A 19,111-nucleotide genomic window follows, 5' to 3' on the forward strand; every position below is an offset into this window, starting at 1 on the left:
GCCCCGGAAGCGGCTCTAGACCCGGTCGCCCAGGCAGTTGAAGGCATGGGCGGCGGCCTCGGCGGCCGCCGTGTCCGCGTCGCCCGCACGGATCGCCTCGACCAGTCTGCTGTGGTCCATGTAGCCCTCGGGCCGCAGCTCACGGCCGACGTCGTCGCGCAGCCAGTCCCGCAGCAGATCGCCGAGATCCGCGTAGAGCTCGGTCAGTACGTCGTTGTGCGAGGCGTTCACGATGGCCAGGTGCAGCGTCGCGTCCGCTGCGACGAAGGCCTCGGCGTCGCCGGCCTCCCAGGTCCGCTCGCGACGGGCGAGCAGCGCGGTCAGCTGCTTCAGATCACGTTCGGTGCGCCGCTCCGCGGCCAGCCGGGCCGCCGACGACTCGAGGGTGGAGCGCAGCTCCGCAATGTGCCGGGGGTCGGCCGAGGCGAAGCGGCGGTGCATCACACCGGCGAGCTCGCTGGTGGCGATGACGTACGTGCCCGAACCCTGGCGGATGTCGAGCAGCCCGTTGTGCGCCAGCGCCCGCACCGCCTCCCGCACGGTGTTGCGGGCCACACCGAGCTGCTCGACCAGCTCGGGTTCGGTGGGGATACGTGATCCCACCGGCCACTCACCCGAGGTGATCTGATTCCGCAGCTCGGTGATCACCTGGTCGGCAAGTGCGGAACGCCGGGGAGAGGTCAGCGCCATGGTGCTCCTACTTCGGGCTCGGTCTGCGGACTGGTCGGACTGGTGAGGCTGGTGAGGCTGGTGGGGCCGGTCGGAGTGATCGGAGTGGACAACCAATCATCCCATGATTCTATGATGACACCATGCCCGACGACGAGACCAAGACCCTGAGCCGCGCAGCCGAAGCGCGCACCCCTGTGGACACCGCTGCCGCTCGGCCTTCGGTCTGGACCGTCAGACTGGTGATCGTCGGCATCGTCCTCGCCGCTGTCAATCTCCGTCCCGCCATCACCAGCCTCGGAGCGCTGCTCGAAGAGGTGCGGGACGGCCTCGGTATGAGCGGCAGCGTCGCCGGGGTGCTCACCTCCGTGCCGCCCCTGTGCTTCGCCGTCTTCGGAGTCACGGCTCCGCGGCTGGCCCGCAGGTTCGGCCCCGGCGCGATCGTCTGCGCGGGCATGGTCGCGATCACCGCAGGGCTGCTGATACGTCCCTTCGCCGGTGGTACCGCGGGCTTCCTCGCGGCGAGCGCGCTGGCGCTGATGGGTATCGCGGTCAGCAATGTGCTGATGCCGGTGATCGTCAAGCGCTACTTCCCGGATCGCGTCGGCACCATGACCGGCCTCTACTCCATGGCCCTCGCCCTGGGCACCGCCCTCGCCGCCGCTGTGACCGTGCCGCTCACCGACGGACTGGGCGGCAGCTGGCGGACGGGCCTCGGGGTGTGGGCCCTGCTTGCCGCCGTCGCGGTACTGCCCTGGATCGGGCTGATCAGGGACCGCAGCGCGGCGGCAGCGGACGACGCGACGGCGGACACCGGCGGCCCCGCCCGGCAGCGGACGTCCGCACCGCCGATCATCCGCAGCCGCACCGCCTGGGCGCTCGCCTGCTTCTTCGGCCTCCAGGCCACCGGCGCCTACATCACCATGGGCTGGATGCCGCAGATCTTCCGTGACGCCGGAGTCCCAGCCGGCACGGCAGGTCTGCTGCTCGCCGTGACCATGGTGATGGGGGTGCCGCTCGCCTTCGTCATCCCGAAGCTGGCCGCCCGGATGAAGAACCAGGGCCCCATCGCCATGGCCCTCGGAGCCTGCGGTCTCGCCGGATACGCCGGCCTGTATCTGGCACCGGCCGGCGGCGCCTGGCTCTGGGCGCTGCTGCTCGGTGTGTCCAACTGTTCCTTTCCGCTGGCCCTCACCATGATCGGCATGCGCTCCCGGAGCGGCGCCGGCGTTATCAGGCTCTCAGCGTTCGCGCAGTCCACCGGGTATCTGATCTCCATCCCGGGTCCGCTGCTCGTTGGTGTCCTCTACCAGCACAGCGGTGGCTGGGGCCTGCCGATCGCGCTGATGGGGGGGCTGATGCTGCCGCAGATCGCCGCCGGAATCATCGCGGGACGGGACCGGACGATCGAGGACGAATCCTGAGATGCGAGACTGACCCCATGCCAGTGCTCGAACCGAATCCCCCCAACGGCCAGAAGAAGCTCCTTCTCGTGCTGGCCGCGATGTTCGCCACCATGGCGGTTGTCGCGGTCATCGCGTCGATCATCTCGCCCTGACACCGGGCGGACGTGCCCCGCACCCGGTGCCCCGCGGGGGTGGGGCCAGCACCACCATCCCCTAGGGGGCCAGGGTCAGGGTGAAGTGGGTGGGTCACCGGATGGGACCGGCCGCCCGTACTCCGTAAGTTCGAGGTACATCAACGACCGCGAGCCCGACGGAGGCAGCCATGGCGGCGCGCACGCACATCAGCTCCCATGCCCCGGCCGGGGACGGCGTCGAGATCCGGCTGCCGTGGTGGGCCGTGGCCCTTCCCGCCATCGCGTTCGCCGCTCTGTTGCTGCTCATCAGTGCGCCGGGCCAGGCGCACGCAGCGGCGGCCGATCCCACGATCACCCATCTCCTCGAGCGCGTCCGGCAGAGCCTGCCTCTCTGAGGGCGGTCCCGCGGGGGGCGCGGCCACAGGCACGGTTCACTCGTGCCGGGGGACCCTCCCAACACCCTGCGCCCGATGGTCCGATCCGTGCGAAGCTGGATTGTATGAGCGCCGCTGTGTCTTCCGGGGGGACAGCCCCCGGAGCTTCCGAGTCCCGCAGAATCGCCCTTTTCCGGCACGCGAAGGCCGACTGGCCCGAGGTGTCGGACCACGAGAGGCCACTCGCCGAGCGGGGCCGTACGGACGCCCCCGCCGCCGGCCGCTGGCTCGGCTCTCACGATCTTCCGTTCGATCTGACCCTGTGCTCGACGGCGGCCAGGACACGGGAGACCTGGAAGCTCGCGGTGCAGGAGCTGCCGCACCGCCCGCGGACCGTCTACGAGGAGCGGCTGTACGAGGCGTCGCTCGGCGAGCTGATCGCGCTGCTCAACGAAACCCCCGACGATGTGCACGACCTGCTGGTCGTCGGCCACAACCCCGGCATGCACGCACTCGCCGACGCACTGGCGGGCAACGCCCAGGGCGATGCGCTGACCAGGATGAACCGCGGCGGTTTCCCGACCGCGTCGGTGGCGGTCGTCGAGTTCACCGGCCCCTGGAAGTCCCTGGAACACGGTGTGGCCACCCTCACCGACTACTGGGCCCCGCACGACTGAGGCCCACGCATGGAACGCGGGAGGGCCCCGGTTGCACGCGCGTGCAACCGGGGCCCTCCCGCGTTCCATGTCCGCCCTGCTACGCCCTGTCGTCGATCAGGCCGTCCGCCGCTTCGACCTCTTCCCGGGTGATGCCCAGCAGGTACAGCACCGTGTCCAGGAACGGCACGTTCACCGCCGTGTCGGCCGCCTTGCGGACCACCGGCTTGGCGTTGAACGCGACCCCGAGCCCGGCCGCGTTCAGCATGTCCAGATCGTTCGCCCCGTCCCCGATCGCGACGGTCTGCGCGAGCGGCACGCCCGCCTCGGCCGCGAAGCGTCGCAGCAGGCGCGCCTTGCCGGCCCGGTCCACGATCTCGCCGACCACCCGGCCGGTGAGCTTTCCGTCCGCGATCTCAAGGGTGTTGGCCGATGCGAAGTCGAGGCCGAGCCGGTCCTTGAGGTCATCGGTGACCTGTGTGAAGCCGCCCGACACGACGCCCACTTGGTAGCCGAGCCGTTTGAGCGTACGGATCAGGGTGCGGGCGCCGGGGGTCAGCCTGACCTCGGACCGCACCTTTTCGATCACCGACGCGTCGAGTCCCGCGAGCAGCGCCACCCGGGCGTGCAGTGACTGCTCGAAGTCCAGCTCGCCGCGCATCGCCCGTGCGGTGACCTCGGCGACCTCCTGCTCGCAGCCCGCGTGCGCGGCGAAGAGTTCGATCACCTCGTCCTGAATCACGGTCGAGTCCACATCCATCACGACGAGCCGCTGGGCCCTGCGGTGCAGCCCTGCGGAGACCACGGCCACATCCACGCCGAGTACCGAGGCCTCGGTCGCGAGGGCGGTGCGCAGCGGCTCGGTCTCCACACCGGACACCGCGAACTCCACTGCGGTCACCGGATACTTCGCCAGCCGGAAGACCCGGTCGATATTGCCGCCGGTGGCGGTGATGCTCGCGGCTATGGCCGCCGTCGACTCCGCGGTGAGCGGCTTGCCGAGCACGGTCACATGGGAACGTCCACTTCCGCGCGGCCGGTTGTCGCCGGTGCCGGAGATGATCTCGGCCTCCAGCTTGAGCGACTCCGCCCAGCTGTGAACGGTCGCCCGCAGCTCGCCCTGGCCGGTGCCGTTGGGCCCCGGCGCGGTGACCAGCGCACACAGCACGATGCGGCCACGGGTGACGACCTGCTCGATGTCGATCACGTCGACGGCGTAGGCGGCGAGAGTGTCGAAGAGCCCGGCGGTGATCCCGGGACGGTCCTTCCCGAAGATCTTCACGAGAAGCGTGGGGAAGTCGGCGTGCTCTGGGGACTGGGATGCGCTCATGGTGATCCCACCGTATAGGGCGCGGCGGGCAGCTTCGCCCCCTGTCCCGCGTACCGGACAGCGAGGCCTGCCGAAGGCCCTCACCCGGGCGTGTCCGGCCCCCGCGCACAAGGGCCGCGGCCCCGCGAGCCGCCTGCACGCGGTGCGCGGCGGGCGCGGCCCCGCCTCCTGCGTGGCACCCGGACATCGGCGACCGCCACGCCCTGGCGGCCCGCCCGGCCCCGACGGAGCCGGCGCCGCGCTCCGCCTCCGCACCGCGTGCACCGCCACCACGAGAGGCCGGGCCGCCGGTACCCACAGGCTGTCGGGTGGCGCCGCGGGAACCGTACGTCCGTGCGTCTGGACCGGCGCCGAACACGTAAGGGCCGAGTACCGGCAGTCCCCCGGCCGGCGCGGCGAGGAGCGCCGGTGTACCGGCCCGCACGGACCGCGAGTCCGCAGGCTGCGACGGCCCGCCCCGCGGGACGCCCGGGGGAGAGGTGACCCGGCGGGAGCGCCCCCCGCCCCTGCTGCCCACGGCGCCGTTCGTGGCCACCGGACATCCCCGATCCAGGGGGTTTCAGCACGAGTTGCGGTAGCTGATCGTGATCCGTACGCACTCGTGGCTGCTTACTGCTGTCCGGTGGTGTTTCGGACGCCTCAACAGGCCGTCCGAACCCATTGGTACGGGGTCGTCACATGGCCCGGCTTTCCGATACGTCACTGCGCCTGAAATAGTTCCCCACGATGTTCGCCATCCCTAGACTCCCTGTGATGGGGGTACCTCGGGGGACAATAAGTGGGGCTGGAGTGCCGGAACTCGTACTGGAATTGAATGGCAGGACCTGGACGCTCGACCCGTCCAGGCCGTACACCCTGGGACGTGATCCGCAGGGCGACCTGGCGATCGACGACGCCAGGGTCTCGTGGCGGCACGCCACGATCAGCTGGGGGGGCCGAAGTTGGGTCATTGACGACCACGGCTCGACCAACGGCACGTTCGTGCAGGGGCAGCGGATCCAGCAGGTGGAGATCGGCCCCGGCTCCGTCGTGCATCTGGGCAATGCGAACGACGGTCCGAGGCTGAGCCTGTCCGGAGCAGCCGCGCAGGTGGCCGGCGCCGCAGCACAGGCCCCGGCAGCGCAGGTCCAGGGGCAGGCGTACGCGCCCGCCCAGCCGCAGCAGCAGGCCGGACCCGGATGGGCCGCGCCGGCGCAGCAGGCCGCCGCGGCACAGCAGGGCTGGCAGCAGCCTCAGCAGGGCCAGGTGCCGCCCCAGGGCGGCCCGGCAGGAGGAGCGGGCGGTGCGGCCGGAGCCCCGCCGGTGTACGGGGACCGGAGCCCGACCACCTTCCACCAGCTCGCGATGGGCAGGGTGATGCGCATCGGCCGTGCGCTGGAGAACGAACTGGTCGTCTCCGACCTCCAGGTCTCCCGCAACCACGCCGAATTCGTCGCCACACCCGACGGACGTTTCGAGATCCGCGACCTCGGATCGCACAACGGCACGTATATCAACGGTCAGCCGATGGCCAAGTCCGGCACTGCCCTGATCGGCCCCAACGACATCGTCGGCGTCGGCCACTCCACCTTCCGCCTCGTGGGGGACCGGCTGGAGGAGTTCGTCGACACCGGCGAGGTCTCCTTCTCCGCCCGCCACCTCACGGTGACGGTCGACGAAGGCAAGGACATCCTCAAGGACGTCTCCTTCGGAGTGCCGGAGAAGTCGCTCATCGCGGTCATCGGGCCTTCCGGATCCGGCAAGTCGACCCTGCTCAAGGCGCTCACCGGCTACCGCCCCGCCAACCGGGGCGATGTCCTCTACGACAACCGGAATCTGTACAAGCAGTTCGCCGAGCTGCGCCAGCGCATCGGTCTGGTTCCGCAGGACGACATCCTGCACAAGGAACTGACGGTCCGTAAGGCGCTGAAGTACGCGGCGAAGCTCCGCTTCCCCGCGGACACCACCGAGGCCGAGCGCGAGTCGCGTATCGACGAGGTGCTGCGTGAACTCAAGCTGGACATCCACAAGGAGAAGAAGGTCACCTCCCTCTCCGGTGGCCAGCGCAAGCGTGTCTCGGTCGCACTCGAGCTGCTGACGAAGCCGTCGCTGATCTTCCTCGACGAGCCCACATCCGGGCTCGACCCGGGCATGGACCGCGATGTCATGCAGCTGTTGCGCGGCCTCGCCGACGACGGCCGTACGGTCCTCGTCGTCACGCACTCCGTCGCCGAACTCGCCATCTGCGACAAGCTCCTGGTGATGGCGCCGGGCGGCGCGGTCGCCTACTTCGGTCCGCCGGAGGAGGCGCTGAACTTCTTCGGCTACAGCAGCTGGGCCGATGTCTTCTCGGCATTCGAGAACTACCGCGACTACGACTGGTCGGGGCGCTGGCGCGGCTCGCAGCACTACCAGATGTACGCGGCCGACATCGACGCGGTCGCCGTGCAGTCGGTCCAGATGCCGCCGGCCCAGGCGATGAAACCGCCCAAACCCCAGGGCTGGGGCTCGCAGCTGTTCACGCTGATCCGGCGCTATGTGTCGGTGATCGTCTCCGACCGCGGATTCATGGCACTGACCGTCCTGCTCCCGGCCGTGCTCGGCGCGGTCGGAGCGCTGATCCCCGCCGACTACGGGCTGGGCTTCGGACCGCCCGCCGGGCACCGCAGCAACGGTGACGGGGCGACGGTGCTGCTGATCCTGGCGGTGGGCGCCTGCTTCGCGGGCGCCGCCAACTCCGTACGAGAGCTCATCAAGGAGCGGGTGATCTACGAACGTGAACGGGCCACCGGCCTGTCGCGTTCCGCGTATCTGATGTCCAAGGTGATCGTGCTCGGGCTGATCACCGTGCTGCAGGGCGCGATCATCGGCGGCATCGGGTTCGGACTGAAGAAGGCGCCTGCCGACGGTCTGATCTTCTCCAGCGCCACCCGGATCGAACTGACCCTGCCGATCATGGCGCTGGGCTTCACCTCGATGATGATCGGCCTGATCATCTCCGCTCTGGTGAAGACCGCCGAGAAGACCATGCCGCTGCTGGTCATGTTCGCGATCATCCAGGTCGTCTTCACCGGCTGTCTCTTCACCCTGAACGGCGCCGCCGGCGTCAACCAGTTCTCGTATCTGATGCCGTCCCGCTGGGCCGTCGCCGCCACCGGCGCGACCGCCTCGCTGAACATCCTGCTCCCCGACAAGAAGGACCCGACCAACACCGATCCGCTCTGGGAGCACACGCTCGGCACCTGGGTGCTGGACATGGGCATCCTGCTCGCCATGGGTGTGATCTGCGGAGTCGTCGTGGCACGGCTGCTGCGCCGCCATGAGCCCGAGGTCATGCGCAAGTAACACGCGTACGGACCCCGGTCCGCATACGCCGGAGGGCGGCACCCGCAACGGGGTGCCGCCCTCCGGCGCTGTTCGGTACCGCTTCCGGATCAGGACCGGACCGGGACCGGGATCAGTAGGCGCTGTTGACGTTGTCGATCGAGCCGTAGACAGCGGCGGCGTAGTTCGCGGCTGCGGTGAGGTTCGCGACCGGGTCGTAGAGGCTGTTGGCCGTTCCGGCGACGTGGTACGTGTCGAACGTCGGCTGGATGACCTGGAGCAGACCGATCGACGGCGTGCCGTTCTGGGCGTTGATGTCCCAGTTGTTGATGGCGTTGGGGTCACCGCCCGACTCGCGGATGATGTTGCGGTGCAGGCCCTCGTACGTGCCGGGGATGTTGTGCGCCTTCATGATGGCCAGCGCGTGGTTGATCCAGCCGTCCAGGTTGTTCGCGTAGACCGGGGTGCGGGCGGCCGAGCGGCTGGCGGCGGCCTGTGCGGCGCGCTTTGCCTTGGCCTTGGCTTCGGCCTTCGCCTTGGCTGCTGCCGCTGCCTTGCGCTCGGCGGCGGCCTTGGCCTTGGCCTTGGCTTCGGCCTTCGCCTTGGCCGCATCGGCCCTGGCCTTGGCGGCCGCGGCCTTCGCAGCGTGGTCCGCGTGTGTCTGCTGCTGGTCCAGGCTGGCCCGCACGGTCTGGGTCTGCGATGCGAAGGCCACCGGAGCGGCGTCGATCGACTTGGGGGCCGAGTCCGCGGACGCGTTTCCGGGAACAAGCGTGAAGGCGAGGGCGGCGGCGCCGACGGCGGCCACGCCACCGATCGAGTACTTGTGGGTCCTGGTCAGGCGGCGATAACCGTGGCGGGGCTCGGACATGAAGGCGTACCTCTTCGAATAGCCGGGGTCGCTGATGCCGGGACGGCGATACGCCCTGGGGCGGCGACGGAGCAATTCTTAGCGGCCGCAAAATATTGTGGCAAAGGTGTGACGTACGACCCCGCATAGTGGATCAGAGCCCTGCCATAAAGGCTTGATGCCCGCGCGTACCCGCCCAAGCTGCCATTTATTCATCAACTAGCGAACCTCGTAAGTGACCTGCGTCCTATGTTCGGGGTCACACGCAATCGCCGTCGATTTCACACTGTGTTGCATCAGCAATTCATAATGTGAGCGCCCTCATCCGGAAGTATGAGGTGGACGTCGCCGAACTCGTGCCAGAGATAGAGACGGCGCAACGCCTCCTCGTAACTGCGGGCGAGTGCCTCCGGTCCGGCGATCGCCTCCAGCATCAGCAGATGCGAGGCCTCGGGTTCGTGCAGCCCCGTCAGCAGCCCGTCCACCGCCCGTACCCCGCGCTCCGGGGTGATCAGCAGATCCGTCCATCCCGACGCGGCCCGCACCACGCGGTCGGACCCCGTCGCGGTCTCCAGGGCACGTACCGCGGTGGTACCCACGGCGACGATGCGCCCGCCGCCCGCCCTTGCCGCGTTGACCAGCAGGGCGGTGGAGGCAGGGACCTCGAAGCGCTCCGGATAGGGAGTCTCGTCCGCTTCCGTCGACGCCACCCCGGTATGCAGCACAAGGGGCGCGAACTGCACTCCCCGGCTTACCAGTCCGGCGACCAGCGCCGCGGTGAAGGGCCGCGCGGCGCTCGGCATCTCCGCCGACCCGGCGCCGTCCGGCGAGGGCAGCGCGAACACCGTCTGATGGGCGGCGAGCGGCTGGTCGCGCCGGGTGTACGCGTACCGGATGGGCCGGCCGTGCCGGTGCAGCAGCCCCGGTACGTCACCGACCGACGGCCGGGCCCACCACAACCGGTCCTCACCGGACTGAAGAGGCTCCTCCCAGTCGAGCCGCGCGCCCCCCGAGAGCCGCACCACCGCCCCGGCCGGGCCACCCGGACGCCGGCGGGTGCTCCCCCCGGGCACCGGATCGCGCAGCTCCACCGCCCATCGCCCGTCGTCGCCGAGAGCGGAGAAGTGCACCACGACATCCGCCCCGTCCAGCACCCCGTCGACCGCCGAGGGAAGTGTCCGCGAGGTGTTCACCACCAGCACGTCCCCGGCCCGCAACTGGTCCGGCAGCTCCCGGAAGGCGTGGTGGGACACCTCGCATCCCCGGGACACCATCAGCCGTACGTCGTCCCGGCCGCTGCCGCGCTCCTCCGCGGGCACCGAGGCCAGCAGCCCCTCGGGCACCCGCAGCACGTCCCGCGCCCTCATCGCCGGCCCGCCTGCGGACCGGACGCCATGTACCGGCCGCCGGCCGGCCGTTCGTCCAGCAGCCGGAGGAAGCCGGGGACAGCGCTGCCGGGGGCGGGCCGGGGGTCCTGGTCGTCCGGCACGGCGGCCGCGTACAGATCGGTCTCCATGTCACCCGGGTCCACCGCCCACACCCGCAGCCCCCGCTCCTCGGCGCCGAGCACGGCGGAGAGCTGGTCCAGCGCCGCTTTGGACGCCCCGTATCCACCCCATGTCCCGTACGCCCCGACTGCGGCGTCCGAGCTCACCGAGATCACCGCCCCTGCCCCGGCGGCCCGCAGCAGCGGCAGCGCCTCCTGCACGAGTCCGAGCGCGGCCACCACATTGACCTCCAGGGCCTCGCGGAGCCCGTCGAGCGTCAGCTCGGACAGCGGGACGAGCGGCTCCGCGCCCAGCGCGCTCGCGTTGTTCACCAGCAGATCGAGCCCACCGAGCTCACGCGCCGCCTCGACCAGGGCGCTCCGGTGGCCGGCGTCCCTGACGTCTCCGGTCACCGCGACCACCTGCGAGCCGTGCTTCGCCAGTTGCTCAGCGGTGGCGTCGAGCGTTCCGGGTGTTCTGGCGTCGATGACCAGATTCCACCCCCGCTCGGCGAGTCCGGCGGCGAGCGCGCGGCCGAGCCCCTTGGATCCACCGGTGATGATTGCCGTCGGCATGACACAGTCCCCTCGTCGGTTTCGTGCCACCCAACGTAGGAACGCACCCGGCCCCTGCGCGTCGTCCTCGAGCCCCAGCGGGCGGAGGCACTTCGACCTAGTCCCTGCGTCGTAATCAGGTGCCGCCCGCAGCCCGATACGGGCCGCCGGGCCCGCCGGTACGGTGTGGCCATGTCCCATCGCCCACGATCAGGTCTGTCCGCGGTGAGCGCCGCGCTGCTCGCCATGAGCAGGCATCTGGAGGTCCGCGACGTCCTCAAGACGATCGTCGCCTCGGCCCGCGAGCTGCTGGACGCCGAATACGCGGCGCTGGGCGTGCCCGACGACCACGGCGGCTTCGCCCAGTTCGTCGTCGACGGCGTCAGCGACGCCCAGTGGAAGGCCATCGGCCCGCTCCCGCGCCAGCACGGCATCCTCGCTGCGATGCTGCACGACGAGAAGCCCCAGCGTCTCGACGACGTACGCGAGGACCCGCGCTTCGGCGGCTGGCCGTCCGCACACCCGGACATGTCAGATTTTCTGGGGCTGCCCGTCCGCGACGGGGACGAGACGATCGCCGCGCTCTTCCTGGCCAACAAGAGGTGCCCCAAACCCGGCGGCGGCTGCGGCTTCACCGAGGAGGACGAGGAACTGCTCTCGATCCTCGCCCAGCACGCGGCGATCGCCCTCACCAACGCCCGGCTCCACGAGCGCAGCCGGGAACTCACCATCGCGGAGGAGCGCTCGCGGCTGGCCCATGAACTCCACGACGCCGTCAGCCAGAAGCTCTTCTCGCTGCGCCTGACCGCACAGGCGGCGGCCACCCTGGTGGACCGCGACCCGGCCCGGGCCAAGGACGAACTGCACCAGGTGGCGGCCCTCGCGGCCGAGGCCGCCGACGAACTGCGGGCCGCCGTGGTCGAGCTCCGGCCCGCGGCTCTGGACGAGGACGGTCTGGTCAACACCCTGCGCACCCATGTCCAGGTGCTCGACCGCGCGCACGAGCCCCGGGTCACTTTCGAGAGCCGGCAGGTGCGCGCGCTTCCCGCGGCCCAGGAGGAAGCCCTGCTGCGGGTGGCCCAGGAGGCGCTGCACAACGCGCTGCGCCATGCCGGGGCGTCCCATGTCCAGGTGACACTCCGGCGCCACGGACAGGGCGCGGTGCTGCGGATCACCGATGACGGCTGCGGTTTCGAGCCCAGGACCGTACGGCGGGCCGGCCGCCACCTCGGGCTGGTCTCGATGCGTGACCGGGCGAGCGGCGCCGGCGGCACGCTCTCGGTGGAATCGGCGCCCGGCGAGGGCACCACGATCGAAATGGAGGTGCCCGGTGGCTGACACCGCACACCGGCCGAAGACGGCCATCCGCGTCCTGCTGGTCGACGACCACCAGGTGGTCCGCCGCGGTCTGCGCACCTTTCTGGAGATCCAGGACGACATCGAAGTGGTGGGGGAGGCGTCGGACGGCCGGGAAGGGGTGGCCCGCGCCGAGGAACTGCGCCCGGACGTCGTACTGATGGACATCAAGATGCCCGGCATGGACGGCATCGAGGCGCTGCGCAAGCTCGCGGAACTGGCCAACCCCGCCAAGGTCCTGGTGGTCACCAGCTTCACCGAACAGCGCACCGTGGTTCCCGCGCTGCGCGCAGGCGCCTCCGGTTACGTCTACAAGGATGTCGACCCCGAAGCCCTGGCCGGTGCGATCCGCTCGGTACACGCCGGGCACGTCCTCCTCCAGCCCGAGGTGGCCGGGATGCTGCTGTCCCAGGAGCCGGTGGGCGGCCAGGGCAGGGGGACCACACTGACCGAACGGGAGCGCGAGGTCCTCGGTCTCATCGCCGACGGACGCTCCAACCGGGAGATCGCCCGTTCTCTGGTCCTCTCCGAGAAGACCGTCAAGACACACGTGTCGAACATCCTGATGAAACTGGACCTCTCCGACCGCACCCAGGCGGCGCTCTGGGCCGTACGCCACGACGCGGCGGGCTGAGACCCGCGAGCAGGCCGTCGCGCCGCCTGATCGCCCACGTCATATTCAGGTACGAGATTCATACCGTCGGGTGTATGTAGCCCGTTCGGCGTATCCGGATGATCCCCCAGCCGTTCTTCATGGCGTGCTGCGGCGCCGGGCCGCAGCGAGCCAGGAGGACCCTGAAGATGAAGAACCTCAAGAAGGCCGCCGCCATCACCCTCGTCGCGGGCGGCATGCTCGCCGCCGGAGCGGGCGCGGCGTCCGCCACCACCTCGCACGGCGGCGCCCACGCCCACGGCCAGGCAGTCGGCTCTCCGGGCGTGGTCTCCGGAAACCTGGTCCAGGCCCCGGTCCACGTCCCGGTGAACGTGGTGGGCAACACCGTCTCCGTGATCGGTGCGCTCAACCCCGCGATCGGCAACACCGGCATCAACGGCTGACCGGTCCCCACGGCCGAACACCGACCGCCGGCCCCCGGGACATCCCGTCCGGGGGGCCGGTCCGGTACCGGGTCACGGCGCCGTCAACGGTGCCGCTCACGCTCCTCCACATAAGCGTTGTACGCCGCCACCTGCGCCCGGCGGGCCACCCGTTCCACCGGGCGCAGCGCCTCCACCCGGGCGGCCATCTCCGAGGCGCTCACCGCACCCCCGGGCCCGTGCTCGTACGCCATCGCGACGAGCAGGCCGACCCGTCGTGCCAGTTCCAGCACCCGCGCCGCACGCGCCGGGTATCCGGGGGCCAGCACATCGCCGGAGCCGACCTCGGCCCGCGCCCGGTAGGCGTCGATCGCCGCCGCGGCCACCGGCCCCGATCCCGCCACATCCAGGCCGGAGAGCACGGCTGCCGCCTCCCGCAGCGCCTCGGCGAGCTCTCGCTCCGCCTCACCCAGCGAAGGCACATCGGCGGGTGGCGCTCCGCGTACCGCCAGGCAGTGCCAGACCACCTCGACGTGCAGATCGCCGGCGGGCCCCGCCTCGTACACCTCGGGCACGAGGCCGAAAGACACCCCGGAAGCGATCACCGCTTCGCCCGCGTCCAGCGCCCGCGCGTTGAACTCGGGCGGACCGCTGAGTCCCAGCGGATGCCCGGGAGCGGGCATCGCCACCCGGAAACCGGTCGCGCCGAGTCTCCTCAGCCGGCCGAGTGCGAGGGTGAGCCCGACCGGCCCCGCCTCGCCGGGAAGCCCCTCGACGCGGTGTACCGCGTCCTCGCCCACGATGGCGAGGACGGCGTCATCCGGTGACACAATTCCGGCCAACAGGGCATTTCCCCATGCGGCCAGCAGTCCTGAGCGTGGTTCCGTGAACATGTGCTCAGCCTAGGCACCGGACCTCCGCACGGGAGCACTTCCGTGGTGGCGTAGGTTTTCCCTGGGAGCTGCGTCCACAGACGCACGCGCGAACCGAGACTGCATGGGGAGACAACGCGCTCATGAGCGATGTACTGGAGCTGCTGGACGTATCCGTGGTCCGCGACGGACGTGCTCTGGTGGACGACGTCTCCTGGGCGGTGAAGGAGGGGGAGCGCTGGGTCATCCTCGGTCCCAACGGCGCAGGCAAGACCACCCTCCTCAACATCGCGTCCAGCTACCTCTTCCCGACCACCGGTTCCGCTTCGATCCTCGGTGAGCAGCTCGGCAGGCCCGGCACCGACGTCTTCGAGCTCCGCCCCCGTATCGGCATGGCGGGCGCCGCGATGGCCGAAAAGATGCCCAAGCGGCAGACCGTGCTCCAGGTCGTGCTCACCGCCGCCTACGGCATGACGGCCACCTGGAACGAGGACTACGAGGAGGTCGACGAGCAGCGCGCCCGGGCGTTCCTCGACCGCCTCGGCATGACCGAGTACCTGGACCGGAAGTTCGGCACCCTGTCCGAGGGCGAGCGCAAGCGCACCCTGATCGCCCGCGCGATGATGACCGACCCCGAGCTGCTGCTGCTCGACGAGCCGGCCGCCGGTCTCGACCTCGGCGGCCGCGAGGACCTGGTCCGCCGTCTCGGCCGGCTCGCTCAGGACCCGTACGCCCCCTCCATGATCATGGTGACCCACCACGTCGAGGAGATCGCCCCCGGATTCACGCACGTCCTGATGATCCGCCAGGGCAAGGTGCTCGCCGCGGGGCCGATGGAGACCGAACTGACGTCCCGTAACCTCTCGCTCTGCTTCGGCCTGCCGCTCATCGTCGAGCAGCGGGGCGGCCGTTGGACCGCGCAGGGCCTGCCGCTCGGCTGATCCCCTGCGGCCCCTTCGCGTACTGTCCCCGGCGCGGCCGCCGACCTACCATGACGATGTGGACATCGAGGCATGGGTGTGGTGGCTGATCGGCGCGGCCGGGCTGGGAATCCCGCTCGTGCTCACCGCCATGCCCGAGTTCGGGATGTTCGCCGTGGGCGCGCTGGCGGCAGCGGGTGTCGCGGGCCTGGGCGGCGGAGTGGTCAGCCAGGTCCTGGTCTTTGTCGTCGTGTCCGTCGCGCTGATCGCGGTGGTACGCCCGATCGCGAACCGTCACCTCTCCCAGCAGCCCGCTCATGCGACCGGAATCGAGGCACTGAAAGGCCGTCAGGCCGTCGTGCTGGAAAGGGTCGACGGCAGCGGCGGGCGGATCAAGCTCGCCGGTGAGGTCTGGTCGGCCCGGGCTCTCGACGGTGACACCAGTTACGAACCAGGTCAGCAGGTGGACGTCGTGGAGATCGACGGCGCAACTGCCGTTGTCTTGTGACCGAACCTCTCACACGGCAGACCGAGGTCTGCGAAACTCGATCATCGGGAACTGCCGGCAATCGAAGGGCACGGGGAGCACGATGCCATCCGTCATCATCGTCCTGATCATTCTGGTGGTGCTTGTCTTCATCGCCCTGATCAAGACGATCCAGGTGATCCCGCAGGCCAGCGCTGCCATCGTCGAGCGATTCGGCCGCTACACACGCACGCTCAACGCCGGTCTCAACATCGTCGTCCCGTTCATCGACTCGATCCGCAACCGGATCGACCTCCGCGAGCAGGTCGTCCCCTTCCCGCCCCAGCCGGTGATCACCCAGGACAACCTGGTCGTCAATATCGACACGGTCATCTACTACCAGGTGACCGACGCGCGAGCCGCGACCTACGAAGTGGCCAGCTACATCCAGGCGATCGAGCAGCTGACCGTCACCACCCTGCGCAACATCATCGGCGGCATGGACCTCGAGCGGACCCTGACCTCCCGTGAGGAGATCAACGCGGCGCTGCGCGGAGTCCTCGACGAGGCGACCGGCAAGTGGGGCATCCGGGTCAACCGCGTCGAGCTCAAGGCGATCGAACCGCCGACCTCCATCCAGGACTCGATGGAGAAGCAGATGCGCGCCGACCGGGACAAGCGTGCCGCGATTCTGCAGGCCGAAGGTGTGCGGCAGTCCGAAATCCTGCGCGCCGAAGGCGAGAAGCAGTCCGCGATCCTGAGGGCCGAAGGTGAGGCCAAGGCATCGGCCCTGCGCGCGGAGGGCGAGGCCCAGGCGATCCGTACGGTCTTCGAGTCCATCCACGCGGGCGACGCCGACCAGAAGCTGCTCGCCTACCAGTACCTCCAGATGCTTCCGAAGATCGCCGAGGGCGACGCCAACAAGCTCTGGATCGTGCCCAGTGAGATCGGCGACGCGCTCAAGGGACTCAGTGGCGCCTTCGGCAATCTCGGTGGCGACAGCGTCGGCTTCAACACCGGCAACGGCAAGGAACAGCAGCAGACTTCTCCGCGGCATACTCCTCCGCGGCAGGCTCCTCCGGTCGACTGACTTCCGCCCGGCCGCTTTCCGGCGGCCCGGCGAGGAGGAGCCCGCACCCCCCATCCAACGGGGGAGCGGGCCCGTCCGCCGTCCGGCCGCACGGGGCAGCTCTGTCCAGGGGCCGCCGGGCGGGACCTACGCGGTCTGCGGAAGCCAGTCCGGCAGGGCCTGCCGGTCACCGATGCCCAGCGTCAGCAGCATGGCGTCGGCAGGCGTCGGTACGAACGGCCTGCGCAGCAACGGCATTCCGGCCTGCTCCGGTGTGCGGGCCGCCTTGCGGTGATTGTCGTCGGCACAGGACGCCACCGTATTCAGCCAGGTGTCCTGGCCACCCTGGGCGCGCGGCACCACGTGGTCGACGGTGGTGGCCCGCCGACCGCAGTACGCGCACCGGTGCTGGTCCCGTATCAGCACCCCCCGTCTCGACCACGGCGCCTGTCTTCGGAAGGGCACCCGGACGTATCGGCAGAGCCTGATCACCCTGGGCACCGGAAGCTCGACAGCCGCCGCGCGAACCCGCAGGCCAGGGTGGGCCTGCTCGACGACGGCCTTGTCCTGCAGCACAAGTACCACCGCGCGGTTGAGCGTCACCGTCGACAGCGGCTCGAAGCTCGCGTTCAGAACCAGCGTGTCCCGCATTGTGCCCACCTCCGTGTGCCGGCCCACCCCATGGCGGGCTGGGATCAACTCTGGCCGGGCACGCGCGGATGGACAACGCAATAAAAAAGGCCCTGCCCTGATCTCTCCAAGACCAGGGCAGGGCAAACAAACAGCGGCAGTCAGCTTTCCGCGGGCGCGGTGTATTCACCGATCAGCTGCGCACGGGCCAGCGTGTGGAACCGCAGATTGAAGCCGACCGCAGCGGGCGGTGTGTCCGCGTCGATGCCGAGCTTCTCGGTGTCCACCGCGTACACGGTGAACACATACCGGTGGTTCTCACCGGCCGGCGGCGCGGCGCCGCCGAACTCCTTCGCCCCGTAGTCGTTGCGCGCCTGGATCGCGCCTGCGGGCAGACCGTCGAACTTTCCACTGCCGGCGCCCGGCGGGAGCTCGGTCACCGTCGCCGGGACATCGAACAGTGACCAGTGCCAGAACCCGCTGCCCGTAGGCGCGTCCGGGTCGAAACACGTCACCGCGAAGCTCTTGGTCCCCGACGGATAGCCCGCCCACCGCAAATGCGGTGAGGTGTTGCCTGCGGCGTACACCTGAGCGTCCTTCAGTACCGCTCCCGGCGCGATGTCCTCGCTCACCACGGTGAACGAGGGCACCGGCGGATGAAAATCGTGGGGAAGCGGCGGCTTGCTGAGCCCGGTCACGACGGCACCTCCTGCATCGGCTGTCCAGTTCCGTGTACGACCCTAGAGGGTGCCGTCAGAACCAGTTGCGCCTGCCGCCGACGTCGGCGAGCCACTGGTTGATGTATCCGGCCCAGTCGGTGCCCTGGAAGTCGTGCAGACCCACCTGGAACGCCCGGTACGAGTCACTGCCCTCGCTGAAGAGGCCCGGCTTCTTGTCCATCTCCAGGATCACGTCCATCTCGCGATCGTCCGCGATGAAGGTCAGCTCCACCTGGTTCAGTCCGCGGTACTGCTGCGGCGGGTAGAACTCGATCTCCTGGTAGAAGGGGAGCCGCTGACGCGTGTTGCGGATGTGCCCTCGCTCCAGGTCGGCGCTCTTGAAGCGGAAGCCGAGCTGGATGAAGGCATCGAGGATCGCCTGCTGGGCCGGCAGCGGATGCACGTTGACCGGGTCCAGGTCGCCGGAGTCCAGCGCCCGCGCGATCTCCAGCTCCGTGGTCACCCCGATGTGCATGCCGCGCAGCGCCTGGCCCGCGACGCTCGAAATCGGCGTCTCCCAGGGAATCTCGAGGCCGAACGGCACCACATGCACCGCACCGGCCTTGACCTCCAGAGCCCCGCCGAGACGCAGCTTGGTGAACTCGATGTCCTGCTTGACCTCCTGCTCGCCTCCCTCGACCTCGACGCGGCCCTGAAGGCCGACCGAGAGCCCTTCGATCAGCTGGTCCACGGAACCGCCCTGGACACGCACCTCACCCTGGACGACACCGCCCGGCACGACGTTCACCTCGGTCAGCTCGGTCTCGACGGAAGCACCGCCGGCCCCCATGCTCGCGAGCAGCCTCTTGAACCCCATAGTCACTCCTTCTAGATCCTGACCCCTACATACGCGCAACGCCCGTGATCGGTTCCCCGGTACGCTCGGACGCCATGACCGCGAGCCTCGACCGTATGCCGCTGCCGCGTGACTTCTTCGAGCGCTCCGTGCTCGAGGTCGCCCCCGACCTCCTTGGACGCGTCCTGGTCCGTCGCACACCGGACGGTCCCATGGAACTCCGCCTGACAGAAGTCGAGGCGTACGCCGGCGAGGTCGACCCGGGGTCGCACGCCTACCGCGGCAGAACGGCCCGGAACGAAGTGATGTTCGGGCCGCCCGGCCATGTGTACGTGTACTTCACCTACGGGATGTGGCACTGCGCCAACCTGGTCTGTGGCCCCGAGGGCATGGCAAGCGGTGTTCTGCTGCGCGCGGGGGAGGTACGGGTGGGCGCCGAACTTGCGCGCAAACGTCGGATCTCGGCCCGGCATGACAAGGAACTG

At 69.8% G+C, this 19,111-nt stretch carries 21 protein-coding genes (1 of these 21 running past the window's edge); 12 read left to right on the forward strand and 9 right to left on the reverse strand.

The window, feature by feature from the left end; all coding sequences use genetic code 11:
* Positions 1-15 precede the first annotated feature (15 nt).
* Positions 16-690: a FadR/GntR family transcriptional regulator gene (locus OHS16_RS25090; protein WP_328539510.1), complete on the reverse strand. Its 675-nt coding sequence runs from the start codon at positions 688-690 to the stop codon at positions 16-18.
* A 122-nt stretch (positions 691-812) separates the two neighbouring features.
* Here OHS16_RS25090 and OHS16_RS25095 point away from each other — a divergent pair, with 122 nt between their 5' ends.
* The 4 genes from OHS16_RS25095 to OHS16_RS25110 all read left to right on the forward strand — a co-directional run bounded on the left by OHS16_RS25095 (position 813) and on the right by OHS16_RS25110 (position 3,260).
* Entirely contained in the window at positions 813-2,093 is a 1,281-nt protein-coding gene (locus tag OHS16_RS25095) for a CynX/NimT family MFS transporter (RefSeq protein ID WP_328539511.1), read from the forward strand.
* A gap of 17 nt (positions 2,094-2,110) precedes the next feature.
* Positions 2,111-2,227 (forward strand): SGM_5486 family transporter-associated protein, encoded by a 117-nt coding sequence (locus tag OHS16_RS25100; RefSeq protein ID WP_328539512.1) that lies wholly within the window; start codon positions 2,111-2,113, stop codon positions 2,225-2,227.
* A 170-nt stretch (positions 2,228-2,397) separates the two neighbouring features.
* On the forward strand, positions 2,398-2,604 hold the full coding sequence (locus OHS16_RS25105) for a hypothetical protein (RefSeq protein WP_328539513.1): 207 nt from the start codon (positions 2,398-2,400) through the stop codon (positions 2,602-2,604).
* Positions 2,605-2,708: 104 nt separating this feature from the next.
* Positions 2,709-3,260 (forward strand): SixA phosphatase family protein, encoded by a 552-nt coding sequence (locus OHS16_RS25110; protein ID WP_328539514.1) that lies wholly within the window; start codon positions 2,709-2,711, stop codon positions 3,258-3,260.
* Positions 3,261-3,339: 79 nt separating this feature from the next.
* On the opposite strand, the gene serB is transcribed toward OHS16_RS25110, so the two are convergent.
* Entirely contained in the window at positions 3,340-4,569 is a 1,230-nt protein-coding gene (gene serB / locus OHS16_RS25115) for a phosphoserine phosphatase SerB (protein WP_328539515.1), read from the reverse strand.
* 789 nt (positions 4,570-5,358) lie between these two features.
* Here serB and OHS16_RS25120 point away from each other — a divergent pair.
* Positions 5,359-7,893 (forward strand): FHA domain-containing protein, encoded by a 2,535-nt coding sequence (locus OHS16_RS25120; protein WP_328539516.1) that lies wholly within the window; start codon positions 5,359-5,361, stop codon positions 7,891-7,893.
* A gap of 112 nt (positions 7,894-8,005) precedes the next feature.
* Here the strand turns inward: OHS16_RS25120 and OHS16_RS25125 are convergent, their stop codons facing one another.
* The 3 genes from OHS16_RS25125 to OHS16_RS25135 form a co-directional block, all read right to left on the reverse strand.
* Positions 8,006-8,743: a transglycosylase SLT domain-containing protein gene (locus tag OHS16_RS25125; RefSeq protein ID WP_328539517.1), complete on the reverse strand. Its 738-nt coding sequence runs from the start codon at positions 8,741-8,743 to the stop codon at positions 8,006-8,008.
* Positions 8,744-9,018: 275 nt separating this feature from the next.
* Complete coding sequence (locus tag OHS16_RS25130; RefSeq protein ID WP_328539518.1) at positions 9,019-10,089, reverse strand: S-adenosylmethionine:tRNA ribosyltransferase-isomerase; 1,071 nt, start codon at positions 10,087-10,089, stop codon at positions 9,019-9,021.
* Entirely contained in the window at positions 10,086-10,784 is a 699-nt protein-coding gene (locus OHS16_RS25135) for an SDR family NAD(P)-dependent oxidoreductase (RefSeq protein WP_328539519.1), read from the reverse strand. The genes OHS16_RS25130 and OHS16_RS25135 overlap by 4 nt, the downstream gene beginning before the upstream one ends.
* 171 nt (positions 10,785-10,955) lie before the next feature.
* On the opposite strand from OHS16_RS25135, the gene OHS16_RS25140 reads away from it, so the two are divergent.
* The 3 genes from OHS16_RS25140 (at position 10,956) to OHS16_RS25150 (ending at position 13,175) form a co-directional block, all read left to right on the forward strand.
* Positions 10,956-12,101 carry a GAF domain-containing sensor histidine kinase gene (locus OHS16_RS25140; protein WP_328539520.1) on the forward strand — a complete coding sequence of 382 codons (1,146 nt, stop codon included), beginning with the start codon at positions 10,956-10,958 and terminating at the stop codon, positions 12,099-12,101.
* Positions 12,094-12,753 carry a response regulator transcription factor gene (locus OHS16_RS25145; RefSeq protein WP_328539521.1) on the forward strand — a complete coding sequence of 220 codons (660 nt, stop codon included), beginning with the start codon at positions 12,094-12,096 and terminating at the stop codon, positions 12,751-12,753. Before OHS16_RS25140 ends, OHS16_RS25145 begins: the two co-directional genes overlap by 8 nt.
* 167 nt (positions 12,754-12,920) lie before the next feature.
* Complete coding sequence (locus OHS16_RS25150; RefSeq protein WP_328539522.1) at positions 12,921-13,175, forward strand: chaplin; 255 nt, start codon at positions 12,921-12,923, stop codon at positions 13,173-13,175.
* Between the two features lie 83 nt (positions 13,176-13,258).
* On the opposite strand, the gene OHS16_RS25155 is transcribed toward OHS16_RS25150, so the two are convergent.
* Positions 13,259-14,047, reverse strand: coding sequence for a hypothetical protein (locus OHS16_RS25155; protein ID WP_328539523.1), 789 nt, complete (start codon positions 14,045-14,047; stop codon positions 13,259-13,261).
* Between the two features lie 122 nt (positions 14,048-14,169).
* On the opposite strand from OHS16_RS25155, the gene OHS16_RS25160 reads away from it, so the two are divergent.
* The 3 genes from OHS16_RS25160 (at position 14,170) to OHS16_RS25170 (ending at position 16,502) form a co-directional block, all read left to right on the forward strand.
* Positions 14,170-14,967 (forward strand): ABC transporter ATP-binding protein, encoded by a 798-nt coding sequence (locus OHS16_RS25160; protein ID WP_328539524.1) that lies wholly within the window; start codon positions 14,170-14,172, stop codon positions 14,965-14,967.
* 58 nt (positions 14,968-15,025) lie between these two features.
* Positions 15,026-15,454 carry an NfeD family protein gene (locus OHS16_RS25165; protein ID WP_328539525.1) on the forward strand — a complete coding sequence of 143 codons (429 nt, stop codon included), beginning with the start codon at positions 15,026-15,028 and terminating at the stop codon, positions 15,452-15,454.
* Positions 15,455-15,536: 82 nt separating this feature from the next.
* Positions 15,537-16,502, forward strand: a complete 966-nt coding sequence (locus tag OHS16_RS25170) for an SPFH domain-containing protein (RefSeq protein WP_328539526.1) — start codon at positions 15,537-15,539, stop codon at positions 16,500-16,502.
* Positions 16,503-16,628: 126 nt separating this feature from the next.
* On the opposite strand, the gene OHS16_RS25175 is transcribed toward OHS16_RS25170, so the two are convergent.
* From OHS16_RS25175 to OHS16_RS25185, 3 genes are all read right to left on the reverse strand, one after another.
* The gene (locus OHS16_RS25175) at positions 16,629-17,132 is read right to left on the reverse strand and encodes an HNH endonuclease (RefSeq protein ID WP_328539527.1); all 504 of its coding nucleotides are present in this window, start codon (positions 17,130-17,132) and stop codon (positions 16,629-16,631) included.
* 140 nt (positions 17,133-17,272) lie between these two features.
* Complete coding sequence (locus tag OHS16_RS25180) at positions 17,273-17,809, reverse strand: YbhB/YbcL family Raf kinase inhibitor-like protein (protein WP_328539528.1); 537 nt, start codon at positions 17,807-17,809, stop codon at positions 17,273-17,275.
* A gap of 55 nt (positions 17,810-17,864) precedes the next feature.
* Positions 17,865-18,647, reverse strand: a complete 783-nt coding sequence (locus tag OHS16_RS25185) for a sporulation protein (RefSeq protein WP_328539529.1) — start codon at positions 18,645-18,647, stop codon at positions 17,865-17,867.
* A gap of 74 nt (positions 18,648-18,721) precedes the next feature.
* Here OHS16_RS25185 and OHS16_RS25190 point away from each other — a divergent pair, with 74 nt between their 5' ends.
* Positions 18,722-19,111 carry the 5' portion of a DNA-3-methyladenine glycosylase gene (locus tag OHS16_RS25190; RefSeq protein ID WP_328539530.1) on the forward strand. It continues 252 nt past the right edge of the window, so only the first 390 of its 642 coding nucleotides appear in the window; its start codon is at positions 18,722-18,724; its stop codon lies beyond the right edge, outside the window.

The organism is Streptomyces sp. NBC_00344, assembly GCF_036088315.1.
Taxonomy (GTDB): domain Bacteria; phylum Actinomycetota; class Actinomycetes; order Streptomycetales; family Streptomycetaceae; genus Streptomyces.

Bases quoted from the DNA above. Each gene is read 5' to 3' on its own strand.
- OHS16_RS25090 (WP_328539510.1), bottom strand. From the start codon at position 690: ATGGCGCTGACCTCTCCCCGGCGTTCCGCACTTGCCGACCAGGTGATC.
- OHS16_RS25095 (WP_328539511.1), top strand. From the start codon at position 813: ATGCCCGACGACGAGACCAAGACCCTGAGCCGCGCAGCCGAAGCGCGC.
- OHS16_RS25100 (WP_328539512.1), top strand. From the start codon at position 2,111: ATGCCAGTGCTCGAACCGAATCCCCCCAACGGCCAGAAGAAGCTCCTT.
- OHS16_RS25105 (WP_328539513.1), top strand. From the start codon at position 2,398: ATGGCGGCGCGCACGCACATCAGCTCCCATGCCCCGGCCGGGGACGGC.
- OHS16_RS25110 (WP_328539514.1), top strand. From the start codon at position 2,709: ATGAGCGCCGCTGTGTCTTCCGGGGGGACAGCCCCCGGAGCTTCCGAG.
- serB (WP_328539515.1), bottom strand. From the start codon at position 4,569: ATGAGCGCATCCCAGTCCCCAGAGCACGCCGACTTCCCCACGCTTCTC.
- OHS16_RS25125 (WP_328539517.1), bottom strand. From the start codon at position 8,743: ATGTCCGAGCCCCGCCACGGTTATCGCCGCCTGACCAGGACCCACAAG.
- OHS16_RS25130 (WP_328539518.1), bottom strand. From the start codon at position 10,089: ATGAGGGCGCGGGACGTGCTGCGGGTGCCCGAGGGGCTGCTGGCCTCG.
- OHS16_RS25135 (WP_328539519.1), bottom strand. From the start codon at position 10,784: ATGCCGACGGCAATCATCACCGGTGGATCCAAGGGGCTCGGCCGCGCG.
- OHS16_RS25140 (WP_328539520.1), top strand. From the start codon at position 10,956: ATGTCCCATCGCCCACGATCAGGTCTGTCCGCGGTGAGCGCCGCGCTG.
- OHS16_RS25150 (WP_328539522.1), top strand. From the start codon at position 12,921: ATGAAGAACCTCAAGAAGGCCGCCGCCATCACCCTCGTCGCGGGCGGC.
- OHS16_RS25155 (WP_328539523.1), bottom strand. From the start codon at position 14,047: ATGTTCACGGAACCACGCTCAGGACTGCTGGCCGCATGGGGAAATGCC.
- OHS16_RS25160 (WP_328539524.1), top strand. From the start codon at position 14,170: ATGAGCGATGTACTGGAGCTGCTGGACGTATCCGTGGTCCGCGACGGA.
- OHS16_RS25170 (WP_328539526.1), top strand. From the start codon at position 15,537: ATGCCATCCGTCATCATCGTCCTGATCATTCTGGTGGTGCTTGTCTTC.
- OHS16_RS25175 (WP_328539527.1), bottom strand. From the start codon at position 17,132: ATGCGGGACACGCTGGTTCTGAACGCGAGCTTCGAGCCGCTGTCGACG.
- OHS16_RS25185 (WP_328539529.1), bottom strand. From the start codon at position 18,647: ATGGGGTTCAAGAGGCTGCTCGCGAGCATGGGGGCCGGCGGTGCTTCC.